This is a genomic window from Bacillus sp. FSL K6-1218 (assembly GCF_038006445.1).
GTDB classification, from domain to species: Bacteria; Bacillota; Bacilli; order Bacillales; family Bacillaceae_G; genus Bacillus_A; species Bacillus_A thuringiensis_S.
In genome coordinates, this window is record NZ_JBBOVE010000001.1 from 438,445 (window position 1) to 452,979 (window position 14,535).

Genomic DNA, 14,535 nt, shown 5'->3' on the forward strand with positions numbered 1-14,535 from the left:
CCTCATTGCCTTTTAGTTTCTCTTCACTAATTTAATAATCTCATTCACAACAAGTGGAATGATACTTAATAAGAGAACAAATCCCCAATCTCGCATCGTTAATGCATGTACACCGAATATATTTGCAAGGGGCGGGATGGAGATGATACAAACTTGCATAAGAACACCGATAAGAAGGGAGAAGACTAAATATTTATTTGTAAAGATCCCAATTGAAAAAATCGATTTCGTTCTTGAACGCAAGTTAAATGAATGAACAAGCTGAGAAAAACTAAGAACGACAAATGCCATCGTTTGGGCATGTAATAGAGCATCCTCATCAATTCGCTCTGGGAAAAGAGGGAATAAATTTGTATCTCCAGTATAGAATTTTGCTCCGGCAATAAAAGCTATTAGCGTTAAAAGTCCAATGACAAGCCCATTGAAAACAAGAAAAGGAACGCTACCACTAAATAAGCTTTCTTTCGCATGTCGTGGTTTTTCCTTCATCACATCTGGATCTTCAGGATCAACCCCAAGTGATAATGCAGGCAGTGTATCTGTAATTAAATTTACCCACAAAATATGAATAGGTCGTAGGGGTGTTGCCCAGCCAAGTAAAATCGCTAAAAATAAAGCGATAATTTCTCCGAAGTTACAAGAGAGTAGGAAGAGAATTGATTTTTTTATGTTGCGATAAATATTTCTACCTTCTTCAACAGCTTTCACGATAGATGAAAAATTATCATCTGTTAACACAACATCCGCTGCCCCTTTTGCAACGTCTGTTCCTGTAATACCCATCGCTACGCCGACATCGGCTTGCTTTAAAGATGGTGCATCATTGACGCCATCACCAGTCATAGAAACGATATTTCCTTTCGCGCGTAATGCCTTTACAATTTTCACTTTATGCTCTGGAGAGACTCTAGCGAATACATTTAAATGATTAATTTTGCTAGCTAGTTCTGTATCAGAAATGTTATCTAATTCAGTTCCAATCATAATTTCCGATATTTCTTCAGCAATGCCAAGTTCTTTGGCAATTGCAAAGGCGGTATCTTTATGGTCACCAGTAATCATAACTGTGCGAATACCGGCTTTTTTACATTCTGTAATTGAATCTTTCACTTCAGTTCGTGGTGGATCAATCATACCGACAAGACCAATAAAGATAAGATTTTCTTCAAGATGATTTATATCCACATCGTTTGAATTGTATTGTTTAAATGCGAATGAAAGTACTCTTAAAGCTTCTTGAGACATTGCTCCGGCAGCTTCTAATATTTGATTTTTATCAGAATCAGTTAAAATCTCGATTTTGCCGTTTTTAAAAATATGGGTACATCGAGGTAAGAGCTTATCAATAGCGCCTTTCGTCATGCTATAGTAGCTTTCATCGTATGTATGTACGGTTGACATCATTTTACGATCTGAATCGAAAGGTACTTCGTTAACACGTTCATGTATTTTTTCTAAATAATCTTTTTGCATGTTAAAAGTGGTTCCAGCAACGAGAAGTGCAATTTCAGTCGGGTCTCCCGTTTGTGATTCGTTAGTGTAAGAAGCATCATTACATAGCACCATATTTTCTAACAATAGACGTTGCGCATCATTATTTATATTTAAACTTTCTAAGCGATTGTATGTGTTATCACTATAAAAGTGAGTAACGGTCATTTTATTTTGCGTTAACGTACCTGTTTTATCTGAACAAATAATTGTGACAGAACCGAGGGCTTCAACAGCTGGTAGTTTCCGAATGATAACGTTTTGTTTAATCATACGTTGCACACCAATTGCAAGAACGATGGAAACAATAGCTGGCAAGCCTTCTGGAATAGCTGCAACGGCTAAACTAATAGCAGTCATAAACATTTCTAACGTATCCCGGCCTTGTAAAAAACCGATGAGGAACATAACGATACAAATAGCTACAGCGACAAAGCCTAAATATTTTCCGACTTGTGCTAAGCTTTTTTGAAGTGGTGTCATATCATCGTCTGCTTCATGTAAAAGGGTAGCAATCTTACCAATTTGTGAGTTCATTCCAGTTTCAACAGCAACACCGACGCCTCTTCCGTATGTTACAAGAGTGGACATAAATGCCATGTTTTTTTGATCGCCGAGTGGTACTTGCTCATCACTTTGCATGGAAGGGTGGTAGATTGCATCTTTATCAACAGGGACAGATTCACCAGTTAGAGCAGATTCTTCAACTTTTAAATTTGCGGTTTCAATAAGGCGTAAATCGCATGGGATATATCGTCCGGCGTCGAGCATAACGATATCCCCTGGAACGACGTGCTCAGATGGAATTTCTTTTAGTTCACCATTTCTCTTGACGATAGCTTTAGGTGTTGCCATCTTTTTCAATGCCTCTAAAGCTTGTTCTGCTTTCGATTCTTGGACAACACCGATAACAGCATTTAAAACTACAACAAGCGCGATAATACTGGCATCCGCCCATTCACCTACAAAGGCAGAAATAAGGGCAGCAATAATAAGGACATATACGAGGACGTCATTAATTTGGGCGAAAATACGCTGCCATAAAGTGCGTTTTTGTTTTGTAGCTAATTCATTAGAACCGTATTGCTTTAAACGTTCACTTACAATCTCATCTGTTAAACCGTGTTGTTCGTTTGTTTCTAGGTCAATCAATGTTTGATCTTTCGTCTTACTGTACCAATTGCTCATAAGTAAGCACCTCCAGTAAAAACAGTTAGCAATGGTAGTGTTGCTATTATTTGTGAGTAGTATGTATGGAGAAAAAATCTAAGGTGAGGTTCTACTTCTATTGTACAATATTTTACAGTTGGTTGAGGGAAAGAGAAGAGTTGTCATGAATTTGTTGGAAATAAAAAAGAGCCTCATATAAGAGAGGCTTTTTTACTTTTTAATTAATGTACCTAATTCTTCTGTAATAGCTTGCATTTCACTAATGCTGAATGTTTCACGTTTCATAACATGATCATAAATATCACGTAAATCTTCGTACATTTCTTCGTTAAAACTAGCAGCTCTCATCGCTCCAGCATTAACCATACGTAATTTTTCTTTAATAGCTTCGACCATGTATTCAACGTTTTCTTCTGACTTTACGGATAAATCCACCGAAGTGTCCCCCTTTAAAATAACATAAGGCTATCTTAACATTTTTTATCATTTTCGTTAATGGATCTTTTCAATCCTATTAAATTAGTAGGGATTTCCTTTATATTTCATAATTGGTTGTTTATACTATAAGTATATATGAAGAAATGCACCAAGAAGGGAAGAAACAAAAACATGGTTCAAGTATTGTTTGTTTGTCTTGGGAACATTTGCCGTTCTCCGATGGCAGAAGCGATTTTTCGAAATCTTGTCGTAAAAGAGGGACTTGAAGAGAAAATTGTCATTGATTCTGCAGGAACTGGAGATTGGCATGTTGGCCATCCGCCACATAAAGGAACACAAAAAATTTTAAAAGAAAATGCAGTCACTTTTGAAGGAATTAAAGCAAGGCAAGTAGAAAAAGAAGACTTAACAAAGTTTGATTATATTATTGCCATGGACAACAAGAATATAGCAGATTTAAAAAGTTTAGGTAAAACTGGAGGCTATATTGGTAGGCTGTCCGACTTTGTTCCAGACGGTGGCTGGACAGACGTTCCTGACCCTTACTATACAGGGAATTTCCAAGAAGTATATGACCTTGTAACAGAAGGGTGTGCAAAGCTATTAGCTTTCATTCGAAATGAACAAGGAATATGAGGAAGCTTAGAAAGAAATACTTTCTAACATAAGAAATGAAAGGGTGAAGGAATATGGCAAAGAAAAATAATATTGCTCGAAACATTGCGATTGGTGTAGCGGCAGGTGTAGCTGTATCCATGTTAAAGAAAGAAAACCGTGAAAAAGTAAAAAATACAGCAGAAAAAGCAAAAACAAAGATGATTGAAATTGGTGAAAATGCAAAGATCAAAGAAAAGGTGCAAACTGTTACAGATAAAGGACGCGAACTTGCTGATTTCAATGTGGTAAAAGCGAAAGTAGCAGAAATTAAAAAATTAACGCCATCTGTTGTAGAGACGTTAAAAGAAACGAAAGAAATTTTTAGTAAGAAAAAAGTTGAGTCAGAAGAAAAGCCAGAAACGATTGAAATTCAAGCTGTATCTCCAAAGGTAGATGAGCTGAAAGCAGAAGAAGAGCCAGTAGTTGCTGAAGATGGTGGTATGAAAGAAGCGCGTGAATTATTTATGAAAGACTCAAATAAAGAGGAAAAAAAAACTGAAGCGTACATTGAGTTGAAGCAAGATAAAGAAGAGAAGAAAAGTGTTTAAACATATATGAGAAAAATTTTAGAAAAGGTGAGAAGAAATCGTACTTATTCGTTTGGTAAAGATTTGTATGACCGGACGATGCGCGATGATGTAGCGGGCTTGGCAGCACAGCTCGCTTATTTCTTCTTGCTTGCAATTTTTCCTGGGCTCGTTTTCTTAATTACGCTTCTTGGATTTATCCCCATTCAAACAGAGGATGTGCTTAGTTTATTAGAGGTTTATGTACCAGATGATGCAATGAACTTAATTGAGGTAAATGTAGATAAAGTTGTAAACCAGCAAAATGGTGGTTTATTATCGTTTGGTTTATTATCTATGTTATGGTTTGCCTCAAATGGTGTTAATGCGGTTATGAATGCTTTTAACCGCGCTTATGATGTGAAGGAAACACGTTCTTTTATTACAACAAGAGCGTTATCAATTGTGTTTACATTAGCTATCATTTTTATGATTGTCTTTGCGTTAATTGTCCCAGTATTCGGACAAGTTATTGGAGCAGCAGTGTTTAAAGCACTCGGTTTATCAGATAGTTTCTCTTTCGTATGGAGCATTACACGATTAGTAGCGAGTTTCTTCGTGTTATTTGCATTGTTTAGTTTTTTATATACATTTGCACCAGATCGAAAATTAAAAAGAAGAGAAGTTATTTCAGGGGCGTTATTTGCTACTGTAGGATGGATTGTGGTATCGTACTCATTTGCTTATTATGTAGATAAGTTTGCAAATTACGCCAATACATATGGTGGTCTCGGTGGTATCATTATTTTAATGTTATGGTTTTATTTAACTGGATGGGTAATTTTACTTGGCGGTGAAATTAATGGTTTACTCCATCATTATAGAACGGGTGACAATAATTCCCGTAATGAAAAGTGAGCTCTTGTTCCATAATAATAGGGAACAGGGGGGATATTTCATGAGTAATAATAAAAAGAACCATAATAATAAAAATAACAATAAACAAAAAAGCAGTTCGCATCCAAAGCATAAAACGAGTAGCAGTGCGAATGGGCATAATAGCTACCATTAAAAAAAGCGGGTCCTTTATGAGGGACCCGTTTTATTTGTTTCCTTTTAATAATCGTAAGCCATTCAAAATGACAAGAATCGTACTTCCTTCATGCCCAATAACACCGAATGGAAGAGCTAAAAATTGTAAGAAATTTGAACAAATTAGTAGTGCAATTACAGCTAGCGAAAAGATTACGTTTTGCTTCACAATACGGTTCATTCGTTTTGATAGACGGATCGCTTGAGAAAGTCGAGATAATTCGTTCTTCATCAGTACAACATCCGCAGTTTCTAAAGCTACGTCTGTTCCTTCTCCCATTGCTACACCAATGCTAGCAGTAGCGAGTGCTGGTGCATCATTTATACCGTCTCCGACCATTGCTACTGTACCGTATTTTTCTTTTAACTTTTTAATCGTTTCAACTTTTGTTTCTGGTAAACATGATGCGTAATATTCTTTTATATTACTTTCAGAGGCAATTGCCTTTGCTGTTTCCTCATTATCGCCAGTAATCATAATTGCTTCGACACCAATGATTTGTAATTCACGAATAGCAGCTATTGTTTCTTGGCGAAGCGTATCTTTTAAAGCGATAAGTCCAAGAATGCCTCCCTCATCACTAATATAAACGACAGTTTTACCTTCCTTTTCAAGTGAGGCAGAAATACCATTATGGAATGTTTTTGTTTCTTCACCGATAAAATCAGCTTTACCTATTTTATAAGCGTTGTTTTCGAATATTCCTTTTAGCCCAAAACCAGTTACATCTTCAACCTTTTCTGGTTTTTTTAATGTAATGTCGTACGCATGTTGTGCATATTTAACAATGGATTCAGCTAAAGGATGTGTAGAGTGACTTTCAATGGATGCTGTAATAGAAAGTACTTCTTTTTCTGTTATATTTTCTCGAACATATACATCTGTTACGGTAGGTTTCCCTTCTGTTAATGTTCCTGTTTTATCAAACGCGATTGCTTTCACCGAAGCAAGGCGTTCTAAATGTATTCCACCTTTAAAGAGAATTCCATTTCTTGCTCCGTTAGAAATTGCAGATAACGTTGCTGGTGTAATGGCAGCAACGAGTGCACAAGGAGATGCGACTACAAGTAAGATCATAGCGCGATAAAACGTTTCATTCCAGCTCCAGTCAATTAAGAAATGAGGAACGAACATCATAAGCGTAACAACGAGTAGTACACCTTTTACGTATGTTCCTTCAAACTTTTCGATGAATAGTTGTGATGGTGATTTTTCACTTTGTGCACTTTGGACGAGACGGATAATCTTTTGGAATAATGTTTGATCGCTTGGCTTCGTAATTTTAACTTCGATAGCACCACGTAAATTTACAGTACCTGCAAATACTTCATCGCCATGTCTTTTCTCATTTGGAATAGGTTCTCCCGTGATTGCTGCTTCATCGATATTTGTTTCACCGTTATGAATCGTACCGTCAGCAGGAACACGTTCACCAGGTTTAATTAAAATAATGTCGTTAATTTGTAACTCTCCAACAGGAACACGTTCCTCAGTTCCGTTGGAAATACGTAATGCTTCTTCAGGTTGTAAGTCAAGAAGAGCGGAAATTTCTTTTTGGCTTTTACTTAACGTATAAGATTCCATAGCACCGCTGAGCGCAAAGATAAAGATTAAGATAGCCCCTTCTGCCCAGTAGCCAATAATTGCAGCACCAATAGCTGCAAAGAGCATTAGCATTTCAACATTTAGCTCTTTTTCTTCAATCGTATCTTCAATGCCTTCTTTCGCTTTTGCATATCCACCAACTATATAAGCAAGGATATAGCAAGTAATACCTACATTCATTGCATCGTTCTTTGTGAATAGCCAGCCAGCTAAAATAAAAATACCAGATGTCACTGCAAATACAAGTTCATAATGCTTTTTTAATATGTCCCATAAAGAGGGATGAGGAATTGTTTCTTTTGCGTGTAACGTTTTTACTTCTGAGTTCATTACTACTCGCTCCTTCCGAATTCTTATTGAGAAAAATAATCAAAATCGAAACCCCTATAAAACGACGAAAGCTGCCATCCATAATGGATAGCAGCATTTCTGTTGAATCTGTTTTTAATAGTTATTATGTTGTAATTATTCTATAGTATATCATATGTTTTTATGAGATGGTACAGTTTTGTTTCAAGTATAAACGGAAAACTTGTGTTTTCGCAATTCCTTTGGTATATATGAATATTGTTCATAAAAAGGTCGGAAAGGAAGACAACAAGTGAAGACAGAGAAATTTTTTACCCATCCGATTGGCGTATTTATTGCTGCAATAGTAGCAACTTTTTTATGGGGAAGCGCATTTCCTTTTATTAAATTAAGTTATGTTGAACTTGGAATTCAACCACAAGAAGTTGGAGAGCAAATATTATTTGCCGGTTATCGTTTCTTTTTATCTGGAGTCATGCTCTTATTATTCTTTAAAGTGTTAGGAAAAGATATGAGCTTCAAAAAAGGAACGGGGAAACAGTTAATACAAATTGGTTTATTCCAAACGTTTCTTCAATATATCTGTTTTTACATTGGAATGAGTTATAGTTCGGGAATTGAAGGAGCTATCATTTCAGGGACATCATCATTCTTTCAAATTTTACTCGCCCATTTTTTATATAAAGATGATGCTCTCAATATGAGAAAAATAATTGGGGTATCGATTGGTTTTTGTGGCGTCATTTTAGTAAATGTGCCGAGTGATGGTAGCTTATCATTTCATTTTGGAATCGGAAGCTTATTACTTCTTAGTGCAGCAATACTGTATTCATATGGAAACATATTAGCAAAAGAAGGTAGTAAAACATTAGATGTTGGCTATATGACAGCATACCAAATGATGTTTGGTTCTATAGGATTATTATGTATAGGGGCTTTACAAGTTGGAGTAATGCCATTTACATTTAGTCTACATGCACTACTTATGCTGATTTATTTATCTTTCTTATCTGCAGCTGGTTTTTGCATTTGGAATACAATTATGAAGTACAACAAGGTTGGAAAAGTATCTATGTATATGTTCTTTATACCCGTATTTGGTGTGTTATTATCGAGCATGATTTTAGGTGAAGCAATTCATTCATTTGTGCTACTCGGTTTAGCATGTGTAGCCGCGGGAATTATTGTGGTAAATCGGACACCAGCTAAGCAAAAAATGGAGCAAGAAAAACAAGTAGCATAGAGAGCAGAAAAGCGATTACAATGGAAGAACAGTGCTGTTCTTCTTTTTTTAGAAAAAGGATAATAGACTAAGTGTAACGAAAAAAGATACAAAAAGCATTTATTGAGGAGAACATATTATGAATCTACTTTACGTGGTGTTAATTGGGCAAATATTTCTTTTTTTTATTGGTGCAATTTATGCAATGGGGCAGACAAAAAGAACGAAAGATAATATGCCGTTACCTTTAGCAATTCGTCTTATTCTTAGTTTTTCTTTAACAGGTAGTGCAATTTGCATATGGCTACAAGATCCATCTGTAGAGTATAGTACGTGGGTTGCACTTGGTATGACTTTATCGACTGTGGGAGATTTGTTTATGGCTGGGCTGATTCCAATTGGTCATCGATTAATTGGAGGGATGGTTACTTTCGCTCTTGCTCATTGTTTTTATGTAAAAGCATTTTTGCAAACAGGAATTTCATGGAATGGTTTTTGGATTGGCTTACTCGTATATGGGCTCTTTCTAATTGTAGGATGGTTCTTCTTTATCCGAAATGATAAACAGGATAAGTTGTTTACGATAGGAGCTCTAATTTACGGATTGTGGGTTGGAGGAATGGCTTGCTTTGCATTCGCCTTATATTATGAAAATACAGGGATATGGTGGATACCAGCGTTTGGTGGCTTACTGTTTGTAATTTCTGATTTCATTATTGGCGTGACAGATATCGGAGGGCGTAAATTGAAGTATGAGCCACTTTGGATTTGGCTTACATATGTAGCTGCTCAAATGTGTATTGTATATGTGGGATTATAAAAAGATACTCTCAAAAATAGTGGATAGACTATTTTGAGAGTATCTTTTTTGCTTGTTAATTTGATCAGTATTTTTATTTTAAAATTTCTAATATTATAATTTTACAATTCAGAATTTTGTAGAAAATCACCGGTCGTATTATTTATAATAAAAGTAAAAAGATGATGAGTTGGTGAAATGATGCAAAAGAAAAAACGTTGGCGTGAATTCTTTGGAACTATTGCAATTGCATGTTTATTGGTGTTTTTGGCGAAAATTTTTGTGTTTTTTCCGACGACTGTAAAAGGAGCATCTATGAGGCCAACGTTGCAAGATGGAGATAAGGTGATTGTTAATAAGTTAGCAAAACAATTTGAAAGCTATGGGAGAGAAGATATTATTGTTGTGAAAACAGATAATTTTTATGTCAAAAGAGTGATTGGATTGCCTGGAGATATAATTGAGATGAGAAATGATCAATTATATGTAAATTCTGAAGTGAAAGATGAAGAGTATTTGGATAGTAATAAAAAACAAGCAGAAAAAAAACTTATGAATTTAACAGAGGACTTTGGACCGATTACAGTTCCTAAAAATAAGATTTTTGTTATGGGAGATAATCGCTTAATAAGTAAAGATAGTAGAAATGGTTTAGGTTTTATTGATAGAGAAGATGTGTTAGGAAAGTTAGCAGGCATTTATTATCCGTTTGAACATATGAAAATAATAAAGTAAAAAAAACCAAGCAAATTTTAGTTTGCTTGGTTTTTTTGTTAAACAGTAGGAGATTCGTTTGATACAGAGATATCTTCATGTTTCTTTGTAGTACTTAAAACAAATTTATGTTGTAGTAATTGTAGTTTAAATAACGCCAAAGGATCATGATATGTTTCTGGATTGCTTCTTAGCGTCGCTAATGTTTGCTCGTCTTCCTGTATCTCAAGTTGAGCTGCATCTACATTTTGTTTCAATATATTAAGTGGATCTTTGAAGAACATCATGATATCACGTTCTAATGCACCTTCAAATACTTCAAATTGAAGGAAGAATTGTTTGGAAATTGTGTGAGCAATTTCTGTATAGTCTTCTGTTTCAATATATTGTTTATATTTGTTGGCGAGCATAGATTGGTTTTTTTGCATATTACCAAATAATTTTCCGGCACTTTTTAAGAAAAACTGTGTCGGTGTAAAGCGTAATAAAATATTGATGTTCGTTACTGTAATTCGATTTGTCATTCGTGCAACATCTCGATTCCAATCATCTAATAATTTGAAATCGCAAGGAAGTTTCATACGTTCTTCTTTATATAATTTATTAAACGTTTCACTCATTTCATCTAAATAAGCTTGAGCTTGAATAAATTCATTATGTGCTGTTTCAATCCATTCTTGAATAGACCCAGTAAATTTAGGAAGAAGTACCTGTTGTACATGCTTTTGAACACGTTCATTCATTGCAGCATTTAATTCTTCATGAACTAGTTTGAAATCACTATCTTCTTGAACAAGATCAGAGCAACTCTGTAATAATTCAGGAATTTGAGAATGTATATCTCGTGTAATTTCTTCTTTCGTTAAAAGATAGGATTCGGTAATAGAGCGAATTTTATCTTTTTCAAGAGCAGTAAGGTTATTAATAAATCCAGTAAGTTTCACTGAGATGTGTTTATTCCAGCGTACGGATTTTACTAATGTATTTTCTAATTCCACACGTTCATTTATGAGATAAGCAATTGTCTTTTGTGTAAACCATATTAGCTTTTCTATACGTTCTTTTTCTATATCGCGTTTTGCAAGATTAGAGAGAATAGATTCTGTTACATCTCCAAGTTGCTGGCTACTCTCTTGCGAAGGAGAGTATGGGAAGAATTGTGCATCTGGAAAATGTACTTTAAGTTTACTAATTAGTTTTTCATTAGTAGTCGTATTATTTGTGTGTAATACGAAGTGAATTTGTAAGTTTGGTACTTGTTCACGTAAATAAATTAATGTATCAATTTCTTTACTATGCAATGGTGAAGAAGAATTTAATACGTAAACAAGACTATCTGCTGCTTGTAAGTATTCAAAGTATGCATTGTTTTTATCCAATTGCTCTTGAATGGATGGTGTAAGAAGAAATGTAAACTTATTTTTTCTTAAAAACCTACTTGGTAGCTTAATTTCTATACATTTTTTCTCAAGTTCTGACTGAGCAGATGTAGCCGTTATTTGATGGAATTCATCAAGGTTAGGGATATTTCGTATATCTAACTCGGTAAATTCTGTTATTTCAGTTTGACTAGCGTCTTTAAATAGAATAGGAGTTGTTAAAGTTTCAGTTAAGATGTTCTCTCCCAATATTGAATTAACAAATGATGTTTTATCATGGTCACTAGTTCCAGCTATTAGTAGTGGTGTGACATTTAAATCACATAGTTCATGGACTAGTAGCGTAAATTGATGACTTAAATCTACATCATTTTTCTCAGCCCATACAGCGATTGTTTCGAATAAATGAGAAACTGTTTCCATATTTACATCTGCTTCAGCTGATGTATTAGAAAGTAAGGATCCAGCACTTTTTACGAGTAATGATTCTAAAGTTGTAGGTGAGACTTCATTCCATGCTAACACTGCTGCAGAGACAACTAGAGAATCTTTTGCTTTCGTTAAACTAAACCAATTTGTTAATAAATTTGGTACAAGTCCGTTTAATTCATGCATAAAATGATTTCCGGTAATTAATGCAAAGTATGTTTCTTGATAGCGAGTAGAAATTTCATTCCAATCGTCATTATTGTCTGTTTCAATATGCAAGAATAAATGATTAATACTTTGAATCCAAGGAAGATATAAGGATTCATGTTGGTAGCTATTCCAAAGAGCAATAACAAGTTCTTTAAATTGAGCTTGATCAACAGCATATAGAGCTTTTAAAGACTCATAGAAATATTCAGGCTTAATATTTTTAGTAAATCCTTTGTTTATGTAGTTTATTAATGTATCAAACCAGTGTAAAGATTGTGTTCGAATACCTTCTTGAACAGCTAGTTCGATAGCGTTGTTCCAATCTTCTTGTTTTTCATAGAAAGAACGTGCAATTGCAGTAATATTTGGGTAATCCGGTTGGAATGCAACAGCTTCACTAATCGTCTTAAAAGCAAGTCCTAAACGATCTTGTTCGATATAAAGAGAAAGAAGTTGTAAGGAAACCTCCATCGTAAGAGTTGTATCTTCTGTTTGAATGGATTGATAAATTTCTTCTGCCTTTGGTAAAAATCCTAGTTCAAAATAAGCATCTGCAATATTTTTTGTTGCCCAAAGTGCAAGAGCATTATTTACTTTTTCCCATTTAAATATAGCTGCTTCAAAATCTTTATTTTGATAATAAAATTCACCTTGAGCAAATCGAATATTAGAAATGTTGGAGAATTCATTTTTAGATTCATTTATATATGCTTCACCTAGTACTTCCGATGCAGGAGTAGAAGTTTCTTCTGTTAAAAATGTTTTATAGTAAACTTTTTGAATAAATTGATTTTCAATGGTCATGTTCGTTCCCCCCTGTATAATTTAGAAAAATGATGTTGTATGTAAAAGGGTTCATGTTCTTTTAATAGGTAGAAGTTGCATTATATAGACCAAACTATGTTTTTGCTAGATATATCATTTTTCTTGAGAGTTAAACCGTTGCGAAAAGTAACTTTCCTTTATTGTAACAAAAAAACACGCATATGAATTTTTATTTTTTATCGGGTCATTTGCGGGCAGTAAGAATCTACTCTCAAAATTGGTGAATGTAAGTGAGTTATGTGGGAGTCGGGATGTCTGTAGAAGCAAGATTGGCGTAGGTTAATAATTAGTAGAGGATGAAGAAAAGCCCCACTGATTAAAGTTTCACTTTATCTCTGTTAAAGGAAAGAATAGAAGTAGAGTTCATTATAAAAACAATGTATAGTGAATATGTATACCATGTTTGCCTTAAAGATAGAAAGGGTACAATGTGGAATAACGATCGTGCATAGGATGTGTCTTCCGAATGGAACAACATATTGGCGAGTTAATCGCGCATTATGGCTATTTTGGAATTGTTATAGCTTTGGCTGGTGGGATTGTCGGATTACCGATACCAGACGAGTTTTTATTGACCTTTATTGGTTATAATGTTTCAAAAGGAGTTATGTCAGGAACTGCTGCTTTTTTAAGTGGGATGGCTGGTGCGATGTTAGGGATTACGTTAAGCTATATATTAGGTTTAAAACTTGGGCTCCCTGTTTTAAAGAAATATGGGCCGAAAATTAGAATTAAAGAACATCACATTGAAAAAACACATATTTTATTTGAAAAATATGGGCCATTTCTTTTAATGATTGGTTATTTTATACCGGGAGTACGTCATTTAACGGCATATTTTGCTGGGGTATCAAATTTGACACTTTGGCGTTTTTGTTTGTACGCTTACGGTGGTGCGCTCATTTGGATAAGTGTTTTTATTGGGCTTGGCTGGAAGTTAGGCGAGAAGTGGCGCTTCGTTGAGTATAGTTTACATCATTATGGAATATGGATTTTATTAATTTCAGCAGTTGTTACATGTGTTGTATGGTTTTACATAAAGAAAAAGAAAAACCGCTAATAGCGGTTTTTTTAGCTGAAAGCAATAAATAATACACCAGCTGTAATAAAGACTACACCAACACCGGTCATAAAGTTTAACTTTTCACCGAGGATAATCATAGCGAGAATGATAGAAAATACGACGCTTAATTTATCGACAGGAGCTACTTGTGAAACCTTTCCTGTTTTGAGGGCAAGAAAATAAAATAGCCATGAAGAAGCACCTGCAATCCCACTTAATGTGATAAATAGCAGTGCTTTTTTATTTAGCAGTACGTCGCCGATATTTTGAAATTTACCTTGTATGATAATAACGCCTATCATAAATAATGCCATAATAATAGATCGAATTGTTGTTGCAACGTTTGCATCGATTCCGTCTAAACCAAACTTTCCAAAAATCGATACAAGGGCAGCAGCAATTGCTGATAATAGTGCAAATAAGAGCCACGAACTCATAGTAAAATCCCCCCAATCTTACAGTATTATACATGAAAATGATTCTCATGTATAAAGTTGAAGTAATTAAGGTTTATAGGAAGCACGACTTCAACTTAACTTCTTGCGCCACTTGAATTTTAAGGTGGGAGTTTTACTGCCCACAAATAGTGGGCTAAATAACGAAATAATCCCCACCTTATATTTTT

Annotated in this window: 12 protein-coding genes; 7 read left to right on the forward strand and 5 right to left on the reverse strand. The window is 34.8% G+C overall.

From position 1 onward, the window contains the following. Window positions 1-12 precede the first annotated feature (12 nt). Window positions 13-2,679 (reverse strand): cation-translocating P-type ATPase, encoded by a 2,667-nt coding sequence (locus tag MHI26_RS02265; protein ID WP_061666211.1) that lies wholly within the window; start codon window positions 2,677-2,679, stop codon window positions 13-15. Window positions 2,680-2,871: 192 nt separating this feature from the next. Then, on the reverse strand, window positions 2,872-3,096 hold the full coding sequence (locus MHI26_RS02270) for a DUF1128 domain-containing protein (protein ID WP_000366196.1): 225 nt from the start codon (window positions 3,094-3,096) through the stop codon (window positions 2,872-2,874). 174 nt (window positions 3,097-3,270) lie between these two features. Between MHI26_RS02270 and MHI26_RS02275 the strand changes: the two genes are divergently transcribed. The 3 genes from MHI26_RS02275 to MHI26_RS02285 are packed head-to-tail and all read left to right on the forward strand — an operon-like array spanning window position 3,271 to window position 5,180. Continuing rightward, window positions 3,271-3,735, forward strand: a complete 465-nt coding sequence (locus MHI26_RS02275; protein WP_000250916.1) for a low molecular weight protein-tyrosine-phosphatase — start codon at window positions 3,271-3,273, stop codon at window positions 3,733-3,735. Window positions 3,736-3,788: 53 nt separating this feature from the next. Beyond that, window positions 3,789-4,304 (forward strand): DUF4075 domain-containing protein, encoded by a 516-nt coding sequence (locus MHI26_RS02280; protein WP_001085391.1) that lies wholly within the window; start codon window positions 3,789-3,791, stop codon window positions 4,302-4,304. Between the two features lie 6 nt (window positions 4,305-4,310). Continuing rightward, window positions 4,311-5,180, forward strand: a complete 870-nt coding sequence (locus MHI26_RS02285; RefSeq protein WP_001226537.1) for a YihY/virulence factor BrkB family protein — start codon at window positions 4,311-4,313, stop codon at window positions 5,178-5,180. A 184-nt stretch (window positions 5,181-5,364) separates the two neighbouring features. On the opposite strand, the gene MHI26_RS02290 is transcribed toward MHI26_RS02285, so the two are convergent. Further along, window positions 5,365-7,290, reverse strand: coding sequence for a heavy metal translocating P-type ATPase (locus tag MHI26_RS02290; protein ID WP_061666212.1), 1,926 nt, complete (start codon window positions 7,288-7,290; stop codon window positions 5,365-5,367). 271 nt (window positions 7,291-7,561) lie between these two features. Here MHI26_RS02290 and MHI26_RS02295 point away from each other — a divergent pair, with 271 nt between their 5' ends. From MHI26_RS02295 to lepB, 3 genes are all read left to right on the forward strand, one after another. Then, on the forward strand, window positions 7,562-8,512 hold the full coding sequence (locus MHI26_RS02295) for a DMT family transporter (protein ID WP_000845705.1): 951 nt from the start codon (window positions 7,562-7,564) through the stop codon (window positions 8,510-8,512). A 118-nt stretch (window positions 8,513-8,630) separates the two neighbouring features. Then, a complete protein-coding gene (locus tag MHI26_RS02300; RefSeq protein ID WP_001051071.1) occupies window positions 8,631-9,311 on the forward strand; it encodes a lysoplasmalogenase in 681 nt (226 codons plus the stop codon). A 177-nt stretch (window positions 9,312-9,488) separates the two neighbouring features. After that, window positions 9,489-10,025, forward strand: coding sequence for a signal peptidase I (lepB, locus tag MHI26_RS02305; RefSeq protein ID WP_000983308.1), 537 nt, complete (start codon window positions 9,489-9,491; stop codon window positions 10,023-10,025). A gap of 38 nt (window positions 10,026-10,063) precedes the next feature. Here lepB and MHI26_RS02310 read toward each other — a convergent pair whose 3' ends face one another. Then, entirely contained in the window at window positions 10,064-12,826 is a 2,763-nt protein-coding gene (locus MHI26_RS02310; RefSeq protein WP_061655991.1) for a tetratricopeptide repeat protein, read from the reverse strand. Between the two features lie 487 nt (window positions 12,827-13,313). Here MHI26_RS02310 and MHI26_RS02315 point away from each other — a divergent pair, with 487 nt between their 5' ends. Beyond that, window positions 13,314-13,907, forward strand: a complete 594-nt coding sequence (locus MHI26_RS02315) for a DedA family protein (protein WP_000434870.1) — start codon at window positions 13,314-13,316, stop codon at window positions 13,905-13,907. A gap of 11 nt (window positions 13,908-13,918) precedes the next feature. Here MHI26_RS02315 and MHI26_RS02320 read toward each other — a convergent pair whose 3' ends face one another. Further along, window positions 13,919-14,347 (reverse strand): EamA family transporter, encoded by a 429-nt coding sequence (locus MHI26_RS02320; protein ID WP_000100295.1) that lies wholly within the window; start codon window positions 14,345-14,347, stop codon window positions 13,919-13,921. Window positions 14,348-14,535: the final 188 nt, after the last annotated feature.